Below are 24,837 nucleotides of genomic sequence, written 5' to 3'. Positions count from 1 at the left end.
ACAGTTCCACTTTTGAGGCGCCATGACGACAAATTGCCCGCAAAGCAAAAAGCCCAGCTGATGAGCTGGGCTTTTTGGGTTTTAAGAGCTTGGCAATGTCCTACTTTCGCATGGGCAATCCACACTATCATCGGCGCTGAACGTTTTCACTTCCGAGTTCGGAATGGGATCGGGTGGTTCCCGTTCGCTATCGTCGCCAAGCAAACTGTTTCGCTGTCCCGTTGGGCTTTGCTTCAAGCGAAGCCAAACAGCCAATTCGGATAACAAGATTGTAAAGCTTTTTCAGTAATACCATCTCAACTAAGGCATTCACCGTACGACCTCCATGGATGGAGGAAGTGCTGTTGTGGTCTGGAACCACATCAGCGAAACGCTTTGGGCGTTATATGGTCAAGCCTCACGGGCAATTAGTATCAGTTAGCTCAACGTATCACTACGCTTACACACCTGACCTATCAACGTCGTAGTCTGCGACGACCCTTCAGGGGGATTGAATCCCCAGTGAGAACTAATCTTGGGAGAGGCTTCCCGCTTAGATGCTTTCAGCGGTTATCCCGTCCACACATAGCTACCCGACAATGCCACTGGCGTGACAATCGGAACACCAGAGGTGTGTCCACTCCGGTCCTCTCGTACTAGGAGCAGCTTCCCTCAATTCTCAAACGCCCACGGAAGATAGGGACCGAACTGTCTCACGACGTTCTGAACCCAGCTCGCGTACCACTTTAAATGGCGAACAGCCATACCCTTGGGACCGGCTACAGCCCCAGGATGTGATGAGCCGACATCGAGGTGCCAAACACCGCCGTCGATATGAACTCTTGGGCGGTATCAGCCTGTTATCCCCGGAGTACCTTTTATCCGTTGAGCGATGGCCCTTCCATACAGAACCACCGGATCACTTAGACCGTCTTTCGACCCTGCTCGACATGTACGTCTCGCAGTCAAGCGCGCTTTTGCCTATACACAATCCCGACGATTTCCGACCGTCGTTAGCGCACCATCGTGCTCCTCCGTTACGCTTTAGGAGGAGACCGCCCCAGTCAAACTGCCCACCACACATTGTCCCCGACCCAGATCATGGGCCTAGGTTAGAACTCAAAACATACCAGGCTGGTATTTCAAGGTTGACTCCACCGAAACTGGCGTCTCGGCTTCAAAGTCTCCCAGCTATCCTACACAAGCAGGTTCTAAGTCCAATGTGAAGCTACAGTAAAGGTTCACGGGGTCTTTCCGTCTTTCCGCGGGTACACTGCATCTTCACAGCGATTTCAATTTCACTGAGTCTCGGGTGGAGACAGTGCCGCCATCATTACGCCATTCGTGCAGGTCGGAACTTACCCGACAAGGAATTTCGCTACCTTAGGACCGTTATAGTTACGGCCGCCGTTTACCGGGGCTTCGATCAAGAGCTTCGCTTGCGCTAACCCCATCAATTAACCTTCCGGCACCGGGCAGGCGTCACACCCTATACGTCCACTTTCGTGTTTGCAGAGTGCTGTGTTTTTGATAAACAGTTGCAGCAGCCTATTTACTGAGACCAGCTCATGCTTCAGCCGCAAGGGCTTACACACGGGCCGGCGCACCTTCTCCCGAAGTTACGGTGCCAATTTGCCTAGTTCCTTCACCCGAGTTCTCTCAAGCGCCTTGGTATACTCAACCTGACCACCTGTGTCGGTTTCGGGTACGATTTCGTGTTGCCTGAAGCTTAGAAGATTTTCCTGGAAGCAGGGCATCTAGCACTTCACGTCCGTGGACGCTCGTCATCAGCTCTCAGCATTGTTCCCCCGGATTTGCCTAAGGGAACTGCCTACGACCTTAAACCGGAACTACCGTTCTCCGGATGCTATAGCCTTCTCCGTCTCTCCATCGCAGCAACACCAAGTACAGGAATATTAACCTGTTTCCCATCGACTACGCTTTTCAGCCTCGCCTTAGGGGTCGACTTACCCAGCTCCGATTAACGTCGAACTGGAACCCTTGGTCTTTCGGCGTGGGGGTTTTTCACCCCCATTATCGTTACTCATGTCAGCATTCGCACTCGTGATACCTCCAGCAAACCTTACGATTCACCTTCACAGGCGTACACGACGCTCCTCTACCATGCACCTTGCGGCATCCGCAGCTTCGGTATATCACTTAGCCCCGTTACATCTTCCGCGCAGGCCGACTCGACCAGTGAGCTATTACGCTTTCTTTAAATGATGGCTGCTTCTAAGCCAACATCCTGGCTGTTTTAGCCTTCCCACATCGTTTCCCACTTAGTGATAATTTGGGGACCTTAGCTGGCGGTCTGGGTTGTCTCCCTCTTCACGACGGACGTTAGCACCCGCCGTGTGTCTCCCATGCTCATACTTCCCGGTATTCGGAGTTTGCATCGGGTTGGTAGGTCGGGATGACCCCCTAGCCGAAACAGTGCTCTACCCCCGGGAGCAATACATGAGGCACTACCTAAATAGCTTTCGAGGAGAACCAGCTATCACCACGTTTGATTAGCCTTTCACCCCTAGTCACAGCTCATCCCCGACCTTTTCAACGGGCGTGGGTTCGGACCTCCACGAAGTGTTACCTTCGCTTCATCCTGGCCATGACTAGATCACGTGGTTTCGGGTCTACAGCCTGCTACTAATCGCCCTATTCAGACTCGCTTTCGCTACGCCTCCCCTATTCGGTTAAGCTCGCAACAGACCGTAACTCGCTGACCCATTATACAAAAGGTACGCAGTCACCCTTGCGGGCTCCCACTGCTTGTATGCATACGGTTTCAGGTTCTATTTCACTCCCCTAACAGGGGTTCTTTTCGCCTTTCCCTCACGGTACTGGTTCACTATCGGTCGATCAGGAGTATTTAGCCTTGGAGGATGGTCCCCCCATGTTCAGACAGGGTTTCTCGTGCCCCGCCCTACTTGTTACAGACTTAGTTCCACACTCTATATTTCGCGTACGGGGCTATCACCCACTATGGCCTCACTTTCCAGAGAGTTCCGCTATATAAAATGCTAAAGACTGTTGGCTGGTCCCCGTTCGCTCGCCGCTACTAGGAGAATCTCGGTTGATTTCTGTTCCTATGGCTACTGAGATGTTTCACTTCGCCACGTTCGCCTCGTACAGCTATGTATTCACTGTACGATGACCGTCTAAACGGCCGGGTTTCCCCATTCGGACATCCTGGGATATAACGTCTGTTTACCGACTCCCCCAGGCTTTTCGCAGGTTACTACGTCCTTCATCGCCTCTGATCGCCAAGGCATCCACCATATGCACTTATTCACTTGACCATATAACCCCAAAGGGTCTCAAATCAAAGCGAATACCTTACTTATTGCTGACATGGTATTACCTATCGAATGCGCGGTCTCACCCGCCCATTCAGAGCGCACAACTTCTCAGCTGCACACTCGCGCTTTCAATCTTGTCATCCAAATTGTTAAAGAACGATACCGACGACCTACATGGATGTAGGAGTGTCGCTAATGCAGGAGCATTTTGCGACCGCAAACGTCAGTGCCCAATCTTCTTTTCTCTTTCGAGCAAAAAGACTCGGCACTGACATTCGACTTTGACTGACTAGTAACTTGCGCTTGATGGTGGAGCTAATCGGATTCGAACCGATGACCCCCTGCTTGCAAAGCAGGTGCTCTACCAACTGAGCTATAGCCCCTTTTGTACAACGCTCACCTAATTTGGTGGGTCTGAGTAGACTTGAACTACCGACCTCACCCTTATCAGGGGTGCGCTCTAACCAGCTGAGCTACAGACCCGTGTTGTCAGTCTTGCCGGACGAAGTAATCTGTGTGAGCACTTAACGCTAAGATTTAGCGACAGGTTTTAAGGAGGTGATCCAGCCGCTGGTTCCCCAACGGCTACCTTGTTACGACTTCACCCCAGTCATCGACCACACCGTGGACGGCGCTCCCCTTGCGGTTAAGCTACCGGCTTCTGGTGCAGTAAACTTCCATGGTGTGACGGGCGGTGTGTACAAGGCCCGGGAACGTATTCACCGCAGCAATGCTGATCTGCGATTACTAGCGATTCCGACTTCACGGAGTCGAGTTGCAGACTCCGATCCGGACTACGATCGGCTTTTTCGGATTGGCTCCATCTCGCGATATCGCAACCGTTTGTACCGACCATTGTAGCACGTGTGTAGCCCTACTCGTAAGGGCCATGATGACTTGACGTCATCCCCACCTTCCTCCGGTTTGTCACCGGCAGTCTCCTTAGAGTTCCCACCATTACGTGTTGGCAACTAAGGACAAGGGTTGCGCTCGTTGCGGGACTTAACCCAACATCTCACGACACGAGCTGACGACAGCCATGCAGCACCTGTCTCAGAATTCCCGAAGGCACTCCCGTATCTCTACAGGATTCTCTGGATGTCAAGAGTAGGTAAGGTTCTTCGCGTTGCATCGAATTAAACCACATGCTCCACCGCTTGTGCGGGCCCCCGTCAATTCATTTGAGTTTCAACCTTGCGGCCGTACTTCCCAGGCGGAGAACTTATCGCGTTAGCTGCGCCACTAAAAACCTCAAGGGTCTCCAACGGCTAGTTCTCATCGTTTACGGCGTGGACTACCAGGGTATCTAATCCTGTTTGCTCCCCACGCTTTCGTGCCTCAGCGTCAGTCTTAGGCCAGATGGTCGCCTTCGCCACTGATGTTCCTTCCGATATCTACGCATTTCACCGCTACACCGGAAATTCCACCATCCTCTCCCAGACTCCAGTCTCCCAGTCTTGAATGCAGTTCCCAGGTTAAGCCCGGGGATTTCACATCCAACTTAAAAGACCGCCTACGCACGCTTTACGCCCAGTAATTCCGATTAACGCTTGCACCCTCTGTATTACCGCGGCTGCTGGCACAGAGTTAGCCGGTGCTTATTCTGCAGGTAACGTCAATCAACCACGTATTAAGTGGCTGACCTTCCTCCCCGCTTAAAGAGCTTTACAACCCGAAGGCCTTCTTCACTCACGCGGCATGGCTGGATCAGGCTTGCGCCCATTGTCCAATATTCCCCACTGCTGCCTCCCGTAGGAGTCTGGACCGTGTCTCAGTTCCAGTGTGGCTGATCATCCTCTCAGACCAGCTACCGATCGTCGCCTTGGTGAGCCTTTACCTCACCAACTAGCTAATCGGGCATCGGCCGCTCCAATGACGTGAGGCCTTGCGGTCCCCCACTTTCCCCCTCAGGGCGTATGCGGTATTAGCACACCTTTCGGTGTGTTATCCCCCATCACTGGGCACGTTCCGATGCATTCCTCACCCGTCCGCCGCTAGGACCGAAGTCCCCGCTCGACTTGCATGTGTTAAGCCTGCCGCCAGCGTTCAATCTGAGCCATGATCAAACTCTTCAGTTCAAGTCTTTGGCTCTTATCGCTTGGCTAATTTCGAAACTACTATGAATCTCGAGTTCACTAAACGTAAGAGTATTACGATATTTTCGTCGCTTCTCTCAACGCTAGTGCCCACACAGATTACTTCGTTATCTTGTTAAAGAGCATCGCAACTCATCGCTGCGTCACTTCACTTTCTCGTGAAGCGGGGCGCGCATTCTACAGTATCGCACCACCTTGTCAACACCTTTTTCTGCGCTTTCTGAACCGTCGTTTCCGACCACTTCAGCCCGCTTACCTTCCGGTGCCAACCCCGCCGTCTCGCACTTCCGTGCTCCCCGTCGGTGAGGCGCGCATTATAGGGAGGAAATTCGATGATGCAAGCAGTATTTTTATAAAAATCGCTATTGACTTTTGACTGCTTGGCGTCCGCCGAAAAACCGGTTGTAGATACGCAAGCCGAACAGTAAGGATAGTATAAAAATAAACAGAACGGGCTGATTCAGATCAGATTTTACTTGCCAGAAATAGTGCCAGACACCGAGCACGGCAATGACGTACACCAATCTATGAAGTTTGTGCCAACGGCGCCCCAATTTACGCATCGAATAGCGGTTCGACGTAATGGCCAGCGGCAGCATCAGAAGAAAGGCCAGCATGCCGACAGTGATATACGGTCGTTCAATAATTTCGGCGCCGATGTTACGCCACTCCAAGCCCATATAGAGAACAACAAACGTAGTCAGATGCAAACATAAATAGAAGAAGCTGAATAAGCCCAGCATGCGCCGGAACGCAATCCAGGCTGGTTGGCCGGTTAGCAACCGCAGCGGCGTCATCGACAGACACATCATTAATGAATAAAGCGCCCAACGACCGGTGGTCAGCATGATGACCTTTTGCGGGTCGGCACCAAGAGATGCCGTGACCGCGCCGTGCAGCAGATCGGCGAACGGCCACAGCATGGCGAAAAACGCCAACGGCTTCAGCAGCCAGCGGCGCCAGGTTGGATGATTCAGTAAAGGGAGCTGCACAGTTTAGTAGTACCGCCGCAAATCCATATCCCGGTAAAGGTGCGCCACCTGCTCGGCATAGCCGTTGAACATCAGGGTATCGATACGGCTGGTGCCGAACAGGCTATTGTCGACGATGCGCCGTTCCCGGGCTTGGCTCCAGCGCGGATGATCGACATTTGGATTGACGTTGGCATAGAAACCGTATTCTTGTGGAGCCATCAGGTTCCAGGTGGTCGGCGGCTGCTTTTCGGTGACGCTGATGCGGACAATCGACTTGATGCCTTTGAAGCCGTATTTCCACGGCACAACCAGCCTTAATGGTGCGCCGTTTTGCGGCGGCAGCGTTTTGCCGTACAGACCGACAGCCAGGATGGTCAGCGGGTGCATTGCTTCATCGAGCCTGAGCCCTTCTACATAGGGCCAATCCAGCGAACTAAAACCAAGCAGTCCAGGACGCTGACCCGGCATTTGCTTCGGATCATGCAAGGTCTGAAACGCCACATACTTGGCTTTGCTGGTCGGCTGCACTCTCTCCAGCAATTTGGCCAGCGGGAAGCCTATCCATGGAATGACCATCGACCAGGCTTCGACACAGCGCATCCGGTAAATGCGCTCCTCCAATGGCATGCCACGCAGAATGTCCTCAAGACCATAGCGACCCGGTTTGGCCACCTCGCCCTCAATCACCACACTCCAGGGCTCGGTTTTGAATTGTTGGGCGTTTTTCGCCGGGTCGTCCTTACCGGTGCCGAATTCATAGAAGTTGTTGTAATGGGTAATCGAGTATTCGCCGGTCAGCGTCAAATCACTGCCCCAGGGGGTTTTGCTGAACCTCAGCGGCGCGGGCGCCGCCAGCGTTGCATTGAGCGGCAAAAAGCTCGTCGCCAACCCGAAACCGAGTGCTTGCAGAATACGCCGGCGATCAACATAAACCGCTTCTGGTGTTACTTCATTTTCACTGAGCTTTCGCATCGTTATTCCCGACCACCCCATCTGCATTTATCGATTTGCCCTGCTTCAGACCGAAATTAGCGCTATTTGTTACAGCGAAATGGATGCCAAGCAGGCCGCGTTCCGCACTATTGCCAGTCCGAAGCGCCGGCGAAACCGGCCCTGCTCTGCTATAGTGTCGCCGCTTTTCGAGCGACCCGCTGATTCGGCATTACAGGCACTCGCGTCAACATGACCTCCAAGAAAATCGTCATCAAAGGCATTACCGCCAACGGCAAGACCTTTCGCCCCAGCGACTGGGCGGAACGGATGTGCGGCAATCTGTGCAGTTTCCGCAACCGGCGCATGTACTACTCCCCCTTGTTACGACCGGCGATTGTTGACGGGATCAAATGCGTGTATGTCGACCCGGAGCTGGCCACGCTGCACCCGAGTTTATTCCAGGAAGTCGTGAATTTTGCGGCGCAGAACGGTCTAATCCAGGACGAAATAGAAGAGTCGTGATCCCTGCCACTTTTATCAGGGGTGCTGACGTTCTATAGTATGAGCATCTATGTTATGGAGATTCGGTATGAAGTCGCTTAGGCTCGTCCTGTTGGTAGGCGGACTGGCATGTATGGCAGGCACGGCCCTGGCCGGCAACACCTACAAGTGGACTGATGATAACGGTCAGATCCAATACACCCAGCTGCCGCCCAATGATCGGCCCTACACGGTGATCAAGTCAGCGACCGCTTCGATCAATGAAGAGGGCGCAGAATCGCCACTGACCAGCAAACCTGCTGACAAGGCAAACCCGAAAACCGGTGCCGGTGAGTACACCTCGGCGGAAAAGGAAAAGCTGTCGAAGAACTGTGATATCGCCAAACAGAACCGCGAAATGCTGCGCACCGCAGCAAAAATTCGGGTCAATGATGAAAAAGGCGAGCCAAGGCATTTGACCGAAGAAGAGCGGAAAGCGCGTCTGGCCGACACCGAGAAGCAGATTGAGTTCTACTGCGACAAGTAATCGTTGCCGTACAAAAAAGGGAGCAAAAGCTCCCTTTTTTCTTGGCTGAAAAACACAGCCGCCATATCGACCGATAAAAAAGAATTGTCGACCGGCAAAAAAGAAGGCCCGCAATCGCGGGCCTTCTGCTAGCAACACACAAGGAGAACATTGAGCCTGAAAGGGGACAGATCAGGTTAGGGCTCATCAACCAGGAAGTGGTTTAATCGATGAGGTTCAATGACCTTGCAGTGTTCAGATAAAGTGTAGAAATGAAAGTTCCCAGCTGCTGATAAAAACTCCCGTTTTTTCATTTCGTTCTATCGAAATAAGCCGATATGCCGAAGCCAATCTGACAGTTCAGGCGAACAAATCCTGGCTAAATTGACGTTAACGTAATTTCTACAATTATTGCCGCGATGCGGCAAAATGCTCAGTCAGCTCAGACAAAAAAGAAACGGCCCGAAGACCGTTTCCGTCAACACAGATGCGCCTACGCCGCCTGGCTATGGCTCTTGCCACTTTTATCCAGGGCACTGACCGTGAAATGGCCACGGGCAAAGCTGTCGACTTGAATGACTTCGTCACGCAAGGCTTCGGCTTTGCGCAGCAGCTCCGCTTCGGCGCTATCGATGACACCGGCTTGCAGCGCCCGTTGCAGCACATCTTCGTACGTCTGCGGGCCTTCGACTTCCTGCATCTGGCCTTTGCGCATGGCCTTGCCGAGTTTGCGGTCCGCGTCAGCGGCGGCCAAAACGGCTTTGAAGGCTGCCTCCATTTTCGCCAATGGCTGATCTTCAGCGCCGAGGTAAACCTGAGCGGTTACCCGGTCACGCAATTCGTGATCTTTCATCATTGCTGCAACGAGCAGATGGTCGAGCTTGTCGTTCGGCTTGCGGACCTTGTTGCCGAACGGCAGCACGACCAGCTTCATCAGCCAAGCGACAAACGAGTTCGGCATGTTGGCGAAGAACTGCGAAAACGCTTTCTGGCATTCATACAGCGCATTACGCACACACCAACGGACATACGGCAGATCGGAGGCTGGGCAGCCTTGATCGTGGTAATACTTCAGCGCCGTCGATGCCATGTACAAATTGGATAAGACATCACCCAAACGAGCCGACAAACGCTCGCGGCGCTTCAAATCACCACCAAGCAGCATCATCGACACGTCAGCAACCAGCGCCAGCGCCGCCGAGAAGCGCGAAAGCTGCTCGAAGTGACGTTTGGTTTCGCCAGAGGTCGGGGCATTGGCAAGACGACCGGCCGTCAAACCGAGCATCAGCGTGCGGACAAAATTGCTGGCCGCGTAGCCGATATGCTTGAACAGCAGTTGATCGAAATCGGTCAAGCCTTTGACTTTATCGGTGTTCGCCGCCGCCTGCATTTCATCGAATACGAACGGATGGCAACGCACGGCGCCCTGACCAAAAATCATCAGGTTGCGGGTCAGAATATTGGCGCCTTCAACGGTGATCGCGATGGGCTGGCTGACAAAACCATGCGCCAGATAATTTTCTGGGCCCATGATCACGCCGCGACCGGCATGCACATCCATTGCATCGGTGACGACGGCGCGACCGAGTTCGGTCATGTGGTATTTGGCAATGGCGGTGACGACTGCTGGTTTGACACCGAGATCGATGGAAGCTGCGGTCATCTGCCGCATCGCTTCCAATTGATAGGTCTTGCCGGCGATGCGTGCCATCGCTTCTTCGATGCCTTCAAAGGCACCGATATGGGTTTTGAATTGTTTGCGCACACGAGCATAAGCGCCGGTCATCCGATACGCCACTTGCGCGGTGGCGGTGCCAAGTGCCGGCAACGAAATACCGCGACCAGCTGACAAACATTCAACCAGCATGCGCCAGCCTTGGCCGGCATATTCTTTACCACCGATGATCCAATCCAATGGAATGAACACATCTTTGCCGGTCGTTGGACCATTCATGAATGCCATGCCCATTGGCAAATGACGACGGCCGACTTCGACGCCTGGATGATCGGTTGGAATCAGCGCGCAGGTGATGCCGTAATCGACTTTGTCGCCGAGCAATTTGTCCGGATCGTATAGCTTGAACGCCAAACCGAGCACCGTCGCGACCGGCGCCAGCGTGATGTAGCGCTTGTTCCAATTCAAACGAATGCCAAGCACTTCTTTGCCTTCGTAGGTGCCTTGGCAAATGATGCCGGTATCCGGAATAGCGCCGGCATCGGAACCGGCTTTCGGCGCGGTCAAGGCAAAGCATGGAATTTCTTCGCCGCGTGCCAAACGCGGCAAGTAATGGTCTTTTTGCTCTTTGGTGCCGTAATGCAGCAGCAATTCGGCTGGGCCAAGTGAGTTCGGCACCATCACGGTCACGGCAGCAGTGCAGGAACGTGATGCCAGCTTGGTAACGACCGTTGAATGCGCCAACGCCGAGAAGCCTTTGCCACCGTACTCTTTCGGAATGATCATGCCGAGGAAACCGGCTTTTTTAAGATATTCCCAGGCTTCCGGTGACAGATCACGATCTTTGTGCACGATATTGAAGTCGTTGACGATGCGGCACAGCTCTTCCGTTTCGTTGTCAACAAACGCCTGCTCTTCTTCGCTCAACGTCGGTTTTGGATACGACAGCAGCGTTTGCCAATTCGGATTACCCTGGAACAGTTCGCCGTCCCACCAGACATCACCCGCTTCCAGCGCTTCGCGTTCCGTCGACGTCATTGGCGGCAACACTCTGCGGAAAATGCTCAGCACCGGTTTGCTGATGAGGTTTTTGCGTAGCGGAGTCGGCAGCAAGACCAATGCGGCAACAATGAACAAGCCCCAGGCAACGTAAGAAGGTTCGAACACAACGCTGCAAATCACCAGCGCAATGGCGTTCGCTACCAGCGTCGTCATCAGCGCGCCACGCCGGTACAGCATGGTGCCAGACACCACCAGTAAAACCAGCAGGTGGACTAATGTGGTCATAACTTAACTCCTCGGGTAGGTAATCGGTGCCTTGAAGCCCGCTGCCAGAAACGGGATCAAGCGCGCGACTACTTCATGCAGTTCAATGTTTTCTTGAAAATCGGCAGCAGCGATATCGCGTAACGCGTTACCACCACCAATGGCAAATACCAGCGCGCCCAACATAAAGTGCAGTCGCCAGAACACTTCCTGAGCCGGAATATCCGGGTGAGCGCGTCTGAGCAAATCGCGAAACTCATCGAGCGCATTGCCGTACTTGCTCAAAATAAAGCGGCGCAGATGGCCCTGCTCTTCGGCATAGGCCCGGCCCAACAGGCGCATGAAAATGGCGGCGCCTTGCGGCTCCAGGCGATCGAGCGCTTGTAAGGGGCGCAGAAACGTCGCCAATACCTGCTCGACATGAGGCATCGACGAATTCTTACGTAAAGGCTCCATCTCGCGGACCAATTCCGCCGTCAATTGCGCCATGAATCGGTCGAAAACCGCTTGGATCAACGACTTCTTGCTACCGAAATGATAGTTCACTGAGGCCAGGTTGACGTTGGCCCGCGAGGTAATCAGCCGTAGCGAGGTTTCAGCAAAGCCGCGGTCGGCAAAGAGGAACTCGGCGGCCGCAATGATGCGGTCTCGGGTGCTTTCCTGGCTCATGGGTAGGATTGGCTGGGATCAATCTAAACAAGTGTTTGAAACATATGTTCAAACTGGTCGGACTGTCAAGCTCCGCCTAAGAAGAGGCTGAAAAATCCCGGTTTCCGCGAGCAGTTTTTTGAACGGATCAACACTGGCAGCGTCCACCAGCCAGGAAGTGCTCGAGCTGATTAACAGAAGGCATTCGATGCCGGCACCTCGGGCGGAAACGGTCAGAAATGGCCTTTGAACAAATTCCCGAAAGCGGTTCGAAAGAGGTTATGCCGTCGAGTCAGGCAAATGACTAGCCGCTCCGTTCACTTCTGCAACGTCAGAAGACCGCACTTCGTTATCGATGCACCCGACCTTCTACCAATCGCACAGCGGTTCAGCGACGACGAACAGCGGCATCAACCGATGTCAACCATTGCTGTACCTGCTCGACGGTGAACGGCCAATCGAGTTCGTGTTGCTGGTAGCGCAGCACCGGTAAACGCAAACCATAACGTTCAATCAGTTGCTCGACATCGTCCTGCTCACTGATATCAAGTTGCTCGATGCGCCATTGGCAAGGATCAGACAAGGGCGCCAACAGCCACCAAGCCTCTTCGCAAAGATGGCACCCCTCGGTTCCCAACAATTGAATCGTTCGCATATGCACACCAGGTTTCTGACAGGCGGCAATTATCCTTGAAACCAACTCAGGTCGCAGCTCAATGAATACCGGCGCAAGATCTATGCAGGCAAACAATCGCCTCCCCTACCCTGAACCAAAACCAACTCAGCGAAACCTGCAGCCATTGTTTCGGCAAACCACTCGCGAGCACCAACCGTTGTTGTGCCGACAACGCTGCGTGCAAAATGCCAGTGCACCGCTTCGCTGCATCGCGGCAGTGGGGACAGAAACGACTATCGAAGTTCGCGTCGACCCTTACCTCCAAAACGGATCATGCTGACCACCCGATCGCCGAGGTTTTTCCGCCGCTGAAAGCTCGCACTCCACGGCGCAAAACTGAGCGCCAACTTCATTGTGCCGCCACAACGAATAAGAACATGCGACTTTCATGCAGAAACCAGCGCTTTTCCCTACATTGTTGTTGACATTTTTTTTGAATTGAACGATTTTTGCGCTGCCAACTTTTTTCACCTTGCAAGGGTATACTCACATGGCAAAACCAAAGAAACCAATTCCGCCGTCAGGCGAAGCAAAAAAGCCTGCTAAGAAAGCCGCAGCCAAAAAACCTGCCGCCAAAAAAGCAGCCAGCAAAACCACCGCGACAAAAAAAGTCGCCACCAAAAAGGTAGCCACCAAGAAAGCCGCAGCCGGTAAAACGACTACAGCCGCTACCCCGAAAGTGAAAAAAGCCGCCAAGAAAGCGGTAGCTCAGGCCGTCAAAGCCGCCAAGAAAGCAGTTAAAGTCGCCAAGCCAGCCAACAAGAAAAAAGTCGCTGTCGCCACGGCTAAAGCCGTTATCAAAGCCGTGAAAGACGCCACCAAGAAATCCGCCAAAGCCACCGCTGCGAAAAAAGTCGCCAAGCCAGCCGCCAAGAAAGCTGCTCCTAAAGCCGCTGCCAAAGCTGCACCAAAAGCTGCCGCGAAGAAAGCCGTGACGAAAAAAGCCGAAGCCGCGAAAGCTGCGCCGAAGCCGGCGAAAAAGTCGGTCACCAAAAAAGCCGAGCCAGGTAAAGCCGCCGTCAAAGCGGAAGCCAAGGCCGCGGTAGCAAAACCAGCAGCGAAGAAAGCAGCGGCGAAAAAGCCGACTGCCAAAAAAGCGGATGGCGCCAAAAAGCCAGCCGCAAAGCCGGTCAGCAAAGCGAATAAGCCGACTGAGCAATCCGCTACTCCAGTTGTCGCTCCAGCTCCGCTGGCGCCAGCACCGAGCAGCGAAGAGCCAAAGGTATAATCCGGCAGTAATGAAAAGAGCCCGCATCGCGGGCTCTTTTTTTATCTTGAGCATGTCGGTTTAGCGTGGCCGTATTCGCCAGCACTGGTGAATACGGGGGTTGCGGGCAAAATCCATCGGCAGGGTTTTACGGCTCCAATCTTCGATCTCGCAATCGGCAAGCGCATCTCGGTCGAGCACAAAACGCCGGAAATTGTTCGAGAAAATCAGTTCGCCGCCGGGCGCCAATCGCTGCAGGGCTTGGCGCAACAGCTCAACATGGTCGCGCTGAACATCAAAAACATCGGTCATCCGCTTCGAATTGGAGAACGTCGGCGGGTCGATAAAAATCAAATCGAATGACTCCCGCACCGTCGGCAGCCACTGCATGACATCGGCTTGCACAAATTGATGGGCCGGCCCGTCAAGCTGGTTCAACTCAAAATTCTGCATGGCCCAATCGCTGTAGGTGCGCGACATATCGACGCTGGTTGTCGAGTGGGCGCCTCCTGCCGCGGCGTAGACACTGACTGAGCCGGTATAGGAAAACAGGTTCAAAAAGCGCTTGCCAGCAGCCCGCTCGCGAATCAGCGTGCGCGTGATCCGGTGATCGAGAAACAGACCGGTATCGAGATAATCTTGCAGGTTGACCCAGAACTTCAGGCCGCCCTCCTCAATGACTTCGAAATGTTGGGCCTCGGCAATTTTCTCGTACTGGCTCAAGCCTTTTTGCTTGGCCCGGGTGCGTAGCTGCACCCGCTCGGGGCTCAAACCAAATACTTCGGTCGCCACCTGCACCAGTTCACGCAAACGGCGCTGTGCGACAGCTTCGGGAATTTTTGATGGCGCCTGATATTCCTGAATCAACAACTGATCGCCATAGACATCGATAGCGGCCGCGTATTCAGGCAGGTCGGCATCGTAGACGCGATAACAGTGCACGTCTTCGCGCTTCAACCATGAGGCCAGATGCTTGCGGTTTTTCTGCAGCCGATTGCGAAAGGCTTCGGCGCCTTCGCTGAGTTTCAACTCACGCTCTTCCGGCGGCTGCCAGCGCGATTGCTCATTGATGTCGAACAGATACAGCTTGCAAGCCAGCGCGCCGTTGTACATCGCGTATTGCTTGTGCGAACGCAGATGCATGGCTTTGGCCAGCACCGGCTCGCTGGTGATCACCGCTGCCTGCCAACCCTGAAATTCATTGTACAAGGTTTCGCCGAGCTCTTGATAGGTTGCGGTCAACGCTTCGACTTCACCGAGCCGTTCGCCATACGGCGGGTTGGCGACCACGATACCGATTTGATCAATCGGCTTTTGCAAATTGGCGATCGGCTTGCGTTCGAATTGCACAAAGTCATCAATACCGGCGCGCTCGGCGTGTTTTCTTGCCATTTGCAACACGCGGATATCGGCATCAAAACCAAACAGCTCGGAACGTACCGCTGCGACGCCCTGCTCGGCGCGTTGTTCGGCTTCATTGAGCAAGGAGGTCCACAGCGCGTCATCATGCAGCAGCCAGCCCTGATTGAAACCAAAATCTTCACGGAATAATCCCGGGGCGATATCGGCGGCCATCAATGCCGCTTCGATAACCAATGTGCCGGCACCACAACACGGGTCAACCAGAGGTTTGCCTTCGGCGGCGGCGGCGGGCCAGTGCGCGCGCTGCAAAATCGCGGCGGCCAGCGTTTCCTTGATCGGTGCCAGGCCCGCACGCGGACGATAACCACGCTCGTGCAACGCATGACCGCTGAGATCGATTGTGACCGTCAAGTCGTCGCGATGGACATGGGTGTTGATGCGCACCGTTGGTTGCTCGGTATCGACATCCGGACGGGCGCGACCGCGGGCGCGGTGCTGATCGACAATCGCATCTTTGACTTTTTGCGCGCCGAATTGGGTGTGTTTCAGGTAGGCATTGCTGCCGGTGAAATCGACGCAGAGACTGCCCTGCTCAGGCAGATGCTGCAGCCAGTCGATGCTGCGCACCTGATCGTAGAAGGCATCGATATCCGGCGCTTTGCTCTGCTTCAGCACCAGCAATATGCGACTGGCGAGACGCGACCAGAGCACCGCGCGATAGCCGATCGCCAGCGTGCCGGCAAAATGGACACCGGCCAAAGCCTCATGCACATCTTCGGCACCGAGCGCTTTCAGTTCGTCAACCAGCAAATATTCCAGACCCTTGGCGCACGGGGCAAAAAACTGATGTCGCACGGAAAATCCTGTGGTGGTGGCCGCGAGCACGTTGTCGCCGCCGAAATCATGCTGAGTATTATCGCTGATTTTTCAGTGCCGATTCAGGCTTTCCGGCTATCCTTGCCGGAGAATGCGAAATCAGGAAACGTTAATGATGAAATATGCCCTGTTGCTAATCAGCATGCTGTTGCTGAGTGGATGCGCGACGTTAAGTGAAAGCGAGTGCCGCAGCGCCGACTGGTACGCCATTGGTTTTGAAGACGGTGCCCAGGGCCGTCCAGTCAGCTATCTATCTGAACACCGCAAAGCCTGCGCGGATTATCAAGTGACGCCAGCATTCGAGCCGTATCGTCAGGGACACGAACAAGGCGTCGCGCAATACTGCACCGCAGATAACGGCTTCGCACTTGGTCGTCGCGGCGGCCGCTATCAGAATGTCTGCCCGCCAGCACAGGCTGCGGTGTTTGTGCCGGCTTACCAGCGCGGCTATCAGCTTTATATGGTTGAGCGTCAAATTCAAGAAGCCCAGCGGCAACAACGTCAGGAAGAACAGGCGGTTGCCAATGATCGACAGCGCATCACCGAAATTGAATCACTGCTGATTCATGAAAGCGGCAACAGCGAAAGCCGCAAGCAACTGTTGGCGGAAATGCGCGCGCTGGAAGCCGGCATCCACGAACACCAGCAGCGAATTTTTCATCTGGCCGAAGAGTTGGATGCACTTTATGCCGAAATGCGGGCGCTGGAATCCGCGCCTTAAACCATTAACAGTGCAAACGGGCCGCTAGCTGTGGCCCGTTTCATTTTTTTGCCATCTGACGCTCATCTGGCTGTCATCTCAAGCGAGTCAAATACCGCACGTCCAGTCACTTACTGAACAGGGGTAAAGATCATGAACTCACTCGCGATGTCATCGACCGCTGCATCCGCCACAACATCCGTACATGAAACCCGTTGCCCGAACTGCCAGCAGGGATTTCGCACGGTGTTGGCATTTTCCAAACACATGGCCAAATGCGCCGATCGGCAAAGCAGCCGCGAGCTCGAACCGCCGGCTTTCACACGCAACAAACTGCAGGCTTAACGGGCGGCGATAGCCGCGGTGCGAATCAGTGACGCGCCCTGATAAATAAAGCCGGTGTAGATCTGCAGCAGATCGGCACCGGCCGCGCGTTTTTCTGCGGCGCTTTGTGCATCATGAATACCGCCGACGCCGATGATCGGCATTTGCCCTTTCAATTCGGCTTTCAACCAGCGCAGCACTTCGGTGCTTTTTTGTTGCACCGGTTTGCCGCTCAAGCCGCCAGTTTCATTGCCATGCGGCAATTGCTCGACGCCGACACGCGACAACGTGGTGTTGGTGGCAATAACGCCATCGATTTGATTGCGTACCAGCGCATCAGCGATCTGTACCACCTCGTCCTGGGATAAATCCGGTGCGATTTTCAGCAGTAACGGCACATTTTTTTGGTGGCTTGCGGCCAGCGTTCTTTGCTCGGCTTTCAGCGTTGCCAGCAAGGAGTCCAGTGCTTCGCCATATTGCAAAGAACGCAGGCCTTGCGTATTCGGCGAAGAAATATTGACCGTGACGTAATCGGCGTGGGCGTAGACCTTGCGCAAACCAATCAGATAATCGTCGTTGGCCTTCTCCACCGGCGTATCAAAATTCTTGCCGATATTAATGCCGATGATGCCGTCGTAATGCGATTGCTTGACCTGCTCAACCAGGTGATCGACACCTTTATTGTTGAAGCCCATCCGATTGATGATCGCCTCGGCCTGCTTCAAGCGAAAAATGCGCGGTTTGGCATTACCCGGCTGCGGCCGTGGCGTCACGGTGCCGACTTCGATAAAGGCAAAGCCCAGCGCGCCGAGCGCATCGAGATAATCGGCATTCTTGTCGAGCCCGGCCGCCAGACCAACCCGATGGCGAAATGGCAGACCCCAGAACTCGACCGGATCATCCGGCACGTTGACCGACAGCAGGCTGTGCAACGGCGTGCCGTGTACCGCGCGTAAACTGCGTAGAGAAACATCGTGGGCTTTTTCGGCATCCATCGAGAACAGCAATGGACGAATCAATGAATAAAGAGACATGGACAGCAAGGCCTGAACTTTCGTGCGAGGATCTTAGCGGGGCTGACCGTTGCTGTCACCGCTCAAGCGGATTTTGGCAAACGGTTTGCCGAGATTATTTCTGTCGTTGCTGATGCAACCACTGTAGCGCTTCTTCTTCGGTGAAAAAGGCTTGCCAAACGACGCCGGCCGTTTGACAGGCACGACCGTAAAACTGCCAGTAATCCAGATTGTCTTCGGGTGAAATCAGATTCGCGGACGCCAAATCCGGATAACTTGCCGTCACCATCGAGACATAGTTGGCCGGAAACTCGCCAACGGCCGTCAAGCTCGCCGCCAAGCGCGCGTTTCGCAAATCGTATAGCAGTTGATAACCGTGTTGATTGGCCAGTTCCCGCGCATCAGTCGTCATCGCGGCTGCGGTCGCCAGATCTATAGCGCCTTGATAAAACACTCGGACCAGTTGTTGTTGATGGTCCAAGTCGATGCGGTAGGTTTTGCTCACAATGCGGGGGAAATAGTTGGAAAAAATCCTGACACCAAGATTACCTGCAGATTGTCCGCTTGACCAGAATCAATAGAGGGAAAACCTTGTTGCGTAGCCGTCCATTGATCTAGCGCTGATTGGCGACCACCGCCAGGACGTGTCGATTTGCGCCGCGCGCCAACAGCGGGCCGATATCGGCCCACTGTTGACGTGCATCAGTGAAGGGTTTGTTTAGTGAAACGCACTTAGGCTTTTTTTCGTACCGGTGCTTTGCTGGCAGTTTTGCTGCTGGTGCTACTGCTCGCCTTCGTCTTGGCGGTTGCCGCCTCATCACCATCGCCGCGTTCCTGCCATTTACCATCGACATAAAACAGCGACCAATTGGTTTGCTTACCTTCTTTTTCCGAAGCGACAAACTGTTGGCCGGATTTACGCGAATAACGCAGCACCGTTGGATTGCCTTCCGGATCGGCATCCGGTGCTTCCAGCAAGTAATGAAACTTTTTCGCCAATTGCGATTTGACGGTACGCAGCTCCGCGATTTTCGGTGGCCGGGTTTCGCGAATCTTCGGAAACTTGCTGGCGGCCAGGAACAAACCGGCAGCACCATCACGCAATATGTAGGTATCTTCCGGATGCTTGTCACATTGCAGATGCGGCATCGGGATCGGATCTTCACGCGGCGGTGCTGCTTGACCACTGCGCAACAGCTTGCGGGTGTTCTTGCATTCGTCGTTGGTGCAACCGAAATACTTGCCGAAGCGACCCACTTTCAGCTGCATGTCACTGCCGCATTTTTCGCACTGGATGATCGGGCCATCATAACCTTTGAGGCGGAACTGGCCTTGCTCGACGATATAACCGTCGCATTCCGGGTTATTGCCGCAGACATGCAGTTTGCGGTTTTCATCGATGACATAAGCCGACATCGCGCTGCCACACTTGGTGCAGCGTTTTTTCGCCCGCAGTTCGATGACCTCGGCTTCTTCGTCTTCGGTCGACACCACTTCATCAGCGGAAATCAGATTGATGGTTTTCTTGCAGCGCTCTTTCGGTGGCAGATTGAAACCGGTGCAACCGAGGAACACGCCAGTCGTCGCCGTGCGAATCGCCATCGGCCGACCGCAATCCGGACATTTGATATCGGTTTCCACCGGCTGCGACCAGCGCATACCGCCTTTTTCATTTTCGGCGGCTTCCAGCTTGGCGACAAAGTCCTGGTAAAACTTATCCAGCGCCTGTTTCCAGTTGGCATCGCCTTCGGCGATTTCGTCGAGCTGCTCTTCCATCTGCGCGGTGAAATTGAAATCGAGCAGATCGGTGAATGACTCCACCAAACGGTCGGTAACGATCTCACCCATTTTTTCGGCGTAGAAACGGCGCTGTTTGACCGAGGCGTAACCGCGATCCTGAATCGTCGAGATAATTGCCGCATAAGTCGATGGACGACCAATGCCACGCTTTTCCAATTCCTTGACCAACGAGGCTTCAGTGTAGCGGCCAGGCGGTTTGGTGAAATGCTGTTTCGGTGTCAGCGTATCGAGCTTCAATACTTCGCCTTCTTTGACATCCGGCAGCTCGACGTCTTCATCGCTTTTCTTCTGCGGTGGCAGCACACGAGTCCAGCCGTCGAAACGCAGCACACGCCCACGGGTGCGCAGCTCAAAATTTTCCGCCTGCACGGTGATTGAGGTTGAATCGTACTCAGCCGAAGTCATCTGACAGGCGACGAACTGGCGCCAAATCAGTTGGTAGAGTTTCTGACCGTCTTCTTCGATACCCGCGAGTTTGCCCGGCATTTGTTCAACGCTGGTTGGGCGAATTGCCTCGTGCGCTTCTTGTGCGCCTTCCTTGCTGCTGTAGACGTTCGGATTTTTTGGCAGATATTTGCTGCCAAATTCTTTCTCGATAAAGCCGCGCACTGATGACAGCGCATCATCGGACAGGTTCGTGCTGTCGGTACGCATATAGGTAATGAAACCGGCTTCGTACAGGCGCTGGGCCAGCGTCATGGTTTTTTTGACGCTGAAATTCAAACGGGTGCTGGCAGCCTGCTGCAAAGTCGAGGTAATGAATGGCGCGTTCGGATTACTGCGGGTTGGTTTGTCTTCGCGTTTGGCAACCTTATATTGTGCTTTCTTCAGCTTTTCGACCGCGGCCATCGCCGCTTTTTCATTGCCCGGGCGGAATTCCTTGCCGCCTTCTTTGGCCACTTCCAGATTCAGCTGACCGGCCTTGGCATCGCAAAGGGCATGAATATCCCAGTATTCTTCCGGAATGAACGCGCGGATCTCGCGCTCTTTGTCGACCAGCAGACGCACCGCGACCGACTGCACCCGACCAGCGGATAAGCCGCGCGCGACTTTTTTCCAGAGCAGCGGCGACACCATGAAGCCGACAACGCGATCAAGAAAACGCCGGGTTTGTTGGGCATTGACCCGATCCATGTTCAGTTGCACCGGATGCGAGAAGGCATCCTGAATCGCTTTCTTGGTGATCTCATTGAACACCACACGCTTGAAACGGGAATCGTCACCACCGATCACTTCTTTCAAGTGCCAGGCAATGGCCTCCCCTTCCCTGTCCAAGTCTGATGCCAGGTAAATGGCGTCAGCTTTGGCGGCGGCGTCTTTCAATTCTTTGATGACTTTTTCTTTGCCGGGAAGAATTTCGTAACGCGGCTCCCAGCCTTTTTCCGGATTGATGCCCATGCGCTTGAACAGCTTTTCCCGTTCTTTTTTCTTCGGGTCAACCTTCGCAGCCTTAGTTTTAGCCGCGGCTGCTTTGGTCTTCTCAGCATCGCCACCACCACTGGTCGGCAAATCGCGGATATGTCCGACGCTGGATTTAACGACGAAATCCTTGCCGAGATATTTGTTGATGGTTTTGGCCTTGGCCGGGGACTCTACAATTACCAGCGTTTTTGACATGAGTTAGAAGACTATCCCGTTCGGTTAATGTGCACCGCGCAACCATTGACTGGGGGAAATCAAAGGCTATCCCGCGCTTTTATATAAGGTATAAGGCGCGCTTTATAGATGCTTGCGACCCGGCTGGTCAAGCGACCGGTTCGCAACGCGCGCCTCATCTTTTTTTTAGCATAGCGGGTTTATGCGGTTTCGCGAAGGGCAACGGCCGGCGCCACTTTGGCCACCTTGCGGGTCATCCAGAGCCCGGACAGGGTCACGATGACGGCACCAAACAACGGGCTGACCAGCCACAGCCATGGATGTAATTTCGCTGCCAAATCAAAGAGTTGCTGACTAATCAACTGACTGACCGCTTCGGTACCGATGGCCGCCAGCAAGCCGGCGAAGACACCAAGAATGACAAACTCGGCAAGCAGACTACGACGCAAAAATACCTGACTGGCACCCAGCGTTCGTAGTACGACCGCCTCATGCCGACGCTCATCCAGGCTCGCCAAAAGCGCCGCCGCCAGCACCGCGACACCGGCCAGCAACAGGAAACCGAGCAGCAATTCGACCGCCAACACCACCTGGGCAATCAACTGTTCCACTTCGGCAATGATGCGATCCACCGATATCACCGTGACGGTCGGAAACTGTTTGACGAAGCTCGCGACCGTCTGCACATCACCATCCGGCGAGCGGAACGCCGCGATGTAATTGGCCGGAAATTCCTTCAGCGCCTGCGTAGAAAAAATGATAAAGAAATTCGGTTGCATCGAATCCCATTTGACTTCGCGAATCGAACTGACCGTCGCCGCCACATCACGATCGGCGATGGTGAACATCAGCTGATCACCGACCTTGATATCAAGCCGTTCGGCCAAACCCGACTCAATGCTGAGCTCGGCTTGTTCGGTTTCGCCATGCCATTGGCCGGCAGTAATCTGGTTGTTGTCTGGCAGCTTTTGGCCATAACTCAAGTTCAGTTCGCGGCGCAGGCTGTTATCGCGCGGCTCCTCATCACCGAGAATTTCATCGAACAGTTTGCCGTTCTTGCCGACCAAGCGACCGCGCACCATCGGATAAATCTCGGTAATCGAGAGATCACGCTGCTGCATAAATTGTTCAATCTGCGGCACCTGTTGCTCACTGATGTTGACGAGGAATTGATTCGGCGCATCCGGCGGCAACTGTTGGCGCCAGCTATCGATCAAATCGGTGCGCACCAGCGCGACAATGCCCATCAACGTCAGCGCCAAGGCAAACGCGCCAAGCTGAATGCTGGCCGCCATCCGATGCCGCCACAACTGGGCAATACCAAATCGCCAGGCACCCGGTGCCAGCCCTTTCAACCAACGGCCGGCCCGCAATGTCAGCAAGGCAATGCCGCCAATCACCACGACCAATACCAGCAAACCGACGATGAATGCGCCAACCATGCGTGCACTGCCGGCATAGCTGTAACAGAGCAACACAAAACTCAGAATGGAAAACGCGCGAATCAACCAGGCTGATGCCGTCAACGGCGATAGATCTCGACGCAACACCCGTAATGGTGGCACATGTGAAAGCCGCAACAACGACGGCAGCGCGGCACCAATCAGCGCCAACAAACCGCTGGCCATGGCCACCAGAATCGGCAGCCAGTGCACACTGGGCAAGCGCTCGGATAAATCCGGCAAAAAGAATTTCAGTAGCAACGCATGTGCGGTATAACCGAGCAATACGCCAAGACCGCTACCGAGCAAACCAATCGCGGTTATCTGCAAACCGTAATAAATGCGCAGCGAATGGCGGCGCATGCCGAAGCAGCGCATCAGCGCTGCCTGATCAAAATGTCGATAGGCATAACGATTGGCCGCCAGCGTCACGGCCAAAGCGGCCAGTAACAGCGAAACCAGGCTGGCCAGCTTGCCGAAACGCTCGGTGCGCTGGAACGCGCCACTAACTGCTTCGGAGCCATCGCGACCGCCACGCAGGCGCATCGTGTCATCGAGTTTGGGTTTGTTCTGTTCGACAAATTCGCCGACTTGATCCGGCGTGCCCGCGAAGAAATGCAGCCAACGCACCCGGCTGCCCGGTTGCAAAATTTCAGTGCGAGGCACTTCATCCAGGCGCATGAACACACGCGGTGAAATGCCGAATACGGCACCCGCTCTACCCGGTTCATCTTTGACCAGTCCAGCAATTTTGAACCGCGCGACACCGAGTTCAACCGTGTCGCCGACTTCAACCGACAACAGCGGCAACAACTGCGGATCAACGTAGATTTCACCGCGTTCTGGCATGGCGTTTCGCACCGTGCCCGGTTCGGTCATTGCCTGCGCGATACGTACGGTACCACGCAACGGAAATGCTTGATCAACGGCACGAATCGAGGCCAGCTGGAAGCCCGCATCGGTGGCCAGCATACTGCTGAATTCCAATGCCGTGCTGCGTTGCATATTTGGTGCGCTTAACGTGCCTTGCTCGATTTCGCGCGGCGAGGAAATAACGACATCAGCACCGAGAAACTCACCGCCTTTGGCGGTCAGCGCCCGCTCCATACGGTCCGATAAAAAGCCGGTCGTGCTGACGCTGCCAACACCGATAATCAGTGCCGCCAACAACACCCGAATATCAGTGCTGCGCCATTCGCGGCGCAGGCTTTTCAGGGCTAGCTTCAATAATCTCATTGCTGGCCCTCTGGTTGCAGCTTGCCTTCAACCAGTGTCAGGCGCCGGTCGCAGCGCTGCGCCAATACTTCATCGTGCGTGACCAGCACCAGCGTCGTGCCCTGTTGTTCATTCAAGGAAAACAATAAATCGATGATTTTTGCACCAGTGTTGCGATCGAGATTGCCGGTCGGTTCATCGGCGAACAAAATCGCCGGCGAAGTAGCAAAGGCGCGAGCAATCGCGACGCGCTGCTGTTCGCCTCCCGATAACTGCCGAGGTGTATGGGTCAAGCGCTCTTCGAGGCCGACCTGTTTCAACCATTTTTCTGCGGTCTTCTCCGCATTCTCGATACCGGCAATTTCCAGCGGCATCATGACGTTTTCCAGCGCTGTCAACGATGGCAACAAATGAAACGACTGGAACACGAAACCGACCTTTTCTGCACGCAGTTTGGCGCGCTGATCCTCGTCCAGATCCTGCAGACGTTTACCGTGCAACACCACTTCACCTTCGGTGCAGGTATCGAGCCCGGCCAACAAACCCAGTAATGTGGATTTGCCAGAGCCGGAAGCACCAACAATAGCCACCGACTCGCCGGCGGCAATCGAGAAACTGATATCTCTGAGGATTTGCAGCGGGCCTTCCAAAGTCTGGACGCGCTGGGACATGTTATTGACGGAGACGACGGTATCGTTCGATGACATGAATGGAGATTTCCTTCAGGCGGGGCAAATAACTGATACGTTC

14 protein-coding genes, 2 tRNA genes, 3 rRNA genes and 1 pseudogene are annotated in these 24,837 nt (G+C 54.3%); 4 read left to right on the top strand and 16 right to left on the bottom strand.

Annotated elements, in window-relative coordinates; translation table 11 throughout:
* Positions 1–87: 87 nt before the first annotated feature.
* From rrf to msrP, 7 genes are all read right to left on the bottom strand, one after another.
* Positions 88–201, bottom strand: a 5S ribosomal RNA gene (gene rrf / locus E2H98_RS16510).
* Positions 202–386: 185 nt separating this feature from the next.
* Positions 387–3,278, bottom strand: a 23S ribosomal RNA gene (locus E2H98_RS16505).
* A gap of 307 nt (positions 3,279–3,585) precedes the next feature.
* Positions 3,586–3,661: transfer RNA gene (locus tag E2H98_RS16500), tRNA-Ala, on the bottom strand.
* Between the two features lie 23 nt (positions 3,662–3,684).
* Positions 3,685–3,761: transfer RNA gene (locus E2H98_RS16495), tRNA-Ile, on the bottom strand.
* Between the two features lie 68 nt (positions 3,762–3,829).
* Positions 3,830–5,356, bottom strand: a 16S ribosomal RNA gene (locus E2H98_RS16490).
* Together the 16S, 23S and 5S rRNA genes with 2 tRNA genes alongside form the textbook arrangement of a ribosomal RNA operon.
* Before the next feature lie 380 nt (positions 5,357–5,736).
* On the bottom strand, positions 5,737–6,312 hold the full coding sequence (locus E2H98_RS16485) for a protein-methionine-sulfoxide reductase heme-binding subunit MsrQ (protein ID WP_157591427.1): 576 nt from the start codon (positions 6,310–6,312) through the stop codon (positions 5,737–5,739).
* 57 nt (positions 6,313–6,369) lie between these two features.
* The gene (msrP, locus tag E2H98_RS16480; RefSeq protein WP_133593149.1) at positions 6,370–7,320 is read right to left on the bottom strand and encodes a protein-methionine-sulfoxide reductase catalytic subunit MsrP; all 951 of its coding nucleotides are present in this window, start codon (positions 7,318–7,320) and stop codon (positions 6,370–6,372) included.
* A 210-nt stretch (positions 7,321–7,530) separates the two neighbouring features.
* Here msrP and E2H98_RS16475 point away from each other — a divergent pair, with 210 nt between their 5' ends.
* Entirely contained in the window at positions 7,531–7,803 is a 273-nt protein-coding gene (locus tag E2H98_RS16475) for a DUF3579 domain-containing protein (protein ID WP_133593151.1), read from the top strand.
* Positions 7,804–7,915: 112 nt separating this feature from the next.
* Positions 7,916–8,308, top strand: a complete 393-nt coding sequence (locus E2H98_RS16470; protein WP_157591426.1) for a DUF4124 domain-containing protein — start codon at positions 7,916–7,918, stop codon at positions 8,306–8,308.
* Positions 8,309–8,780: 472 nt separating this feature from the next.
* On the opposite strand, the gene E2H98_RS16465 is transcribed toward E2H98_RS16470, so the two are convergent.
* The 3 genes from E2H98_RS16465 to E2H98_RS16455 form a co-directional block, all read right to left on the bottom strand.
* Positions 8,781–11,249 carry an acyl-CoA dehydrogenase gene (locus E2H98_RS16465; protein ID WP_133593155.1) on the bottom strand — a complete coding sequence of 823 codons (2,469 nt, stop codon included), beginning with the start codon at positions 11,247–11,249 and terminating at the stop codon, positions 8,781–8,783.
* A 3-nt stretch (positions 11,250–11,252) separates the two neighbouring features.
* Positions 11,253–11,897 carry a TetR/AcrR family transcriptional regulator gene (locus E2H98_RS16460; RefSeq protein WP_133593157.1) on the bottom strand — a complete coding sequence of 215 codons (645 nt, stop codon included), beginning with the start codon at positions 11,895–11,897 and terminating at the stop codon, positions 11,253–11,255.
* 367 nt (positions 11,898–12,264) lie between these two features.
* Positions 12,265–12,531, bottom strand: coding sequence for a glutaredoxin family protein (locus tag E2H98_RS16455; RefSeq protein WP_133593159.1), 267 nt, complete (start codon positions 12,529–12,531; stop codon positions 12,265–12,267).
* 511 nt (positions 12,532–13,042) lie between these two features.
* Here E2H98_RS16455 and E2H98_RS16450 point away from each other — a divergent pair.
* Positions 13,043–13,780 (top strand): histone, encoded by a 738-nt coding sequence (locus E2H98_RS16450; RefSeq protein ID WP_157591425.1) that lies wholly within the window; start codon positions 13,043–13,045, stop codon positions 13,778–13,780.
* 60 nt (positions 13,781–13,840) lie between these two features.
* Here the strand turns inward: E2H98_RS16450 and rlmKL are convergent, their stop codons facing one another.
* On the bottom strand, positions 13,841–15,976 hold the full coding sequence (gene rlmKL / locus E2H98_RS16445) for a bifunctional 23S rRNA (guanine(2069)-N(7))-methyltransferase RlmK/23S rRNA (guanine(2445)-N(2))-methyltransferase RlmL (RefSeq protein WP_133593161.1): 2,136 nt from the start codon (positions 15,974–15,976) through the stop codon (positions 13,841–13,843).
* Between the two features lie 133 nt (positions 15,977–16,109).
* Here rlmKL and E2H98_RS16440 point away from each other — a divergent pair, with 133 nt between their 5' ends.
* Positions 16,110–16,718: a DUF2799 domain-containing protein gene (locus E2H98_RS16440; protein WP_157591424.1), complete on the top strand. Its 609-nt coding sequence runs from the start codon at positions 16,110–16,112 to the stop codon at positions 16,716–16,718.
* 320 nt (positions 16,719–17,038) lie between these two features.
* On the opposite strand, the gene E2H98_RS16435 is transcribed toward E2H98_RS16440, so the two are convergent.
* The 5 genes and pseudogenes from E2H98_RS16435 to E2H98_RS16415 form a co-directional block, all read right to left on the bottom strand.
* The gene (locus tag E2H98_RS16435) at positions 17,039–18,055 is read right to left on the bottom strand and encodes a quinone-dependent dihydroorotate dehydrogenase (protein WP_133593164.1); all 1,017 of its coding nucleotides are present in this window, start codon (positions 18,053–18,055) and stop codon (positions 17,039–17,041) included.
* Between the two features lie 94 nt (positions 18,056–18,149).
* Positions 18,150–18,539 (bottom strand): hypothetical protein, encoded by a 390-nt coding sequence (locus tag E2H98_RS16430; RefSeq protein ID WP_133593166.1) that lies wholly within the window; start codon positions 18,537–18,539, stop codon positions 18,150–18,152.
* A 329-nt stretch (positions 18,540–18,868) separates the two neighbouring features.
* Positions 18,869–21,451 (bottom strand): annotated as a pseudogene (gene topA / locus E2H98_RS16425) (type I DNA topoisomerase); the annotation flags it as partial.
* 179 nt (positions 21,452–21,630) lie between these two features.
* Positions 21,631–24,108, bottom strand: a complete 2,478-nt coding sequence (locus E2H98_RS16420; RefSeq protein WP_133593170.1) for an ABC transporter permease — start codon at positions 24,106–24,108, stop codon at positions 21,631–21,633.
* Positions 24,105–24,794: an ABC transporter ATP-binding protein gene (locus tag E2H98_RS16415; protein WP_133593172.1), complete on the bottom strand. Its 690-nt coding sequence runs from the start codon at positions 24,792–24,794 to the stop codon at positions 24,105–24,107. Before E2H98_RS16415 ends, E2H98_RS16420 begins: the two co-directional genes overlap by 4 nt.
* Positions 24,795–24,837 lie beyond the last annotated feature (43 nt).

Source organism: Permianibacter aggregans (assembly GCF_009756665.1).
Lineage (GTDB): Bacteria > Pseudomonadota > Gammaproteobacteria > Enterobacterales > Permianibacteraceae > Permianibacter > Permianibacter aggregans.
Note: the sequence above shows the minus strand (reverse complement) of the source record. Positions and strands in the feature narration are given on the sequence as shown.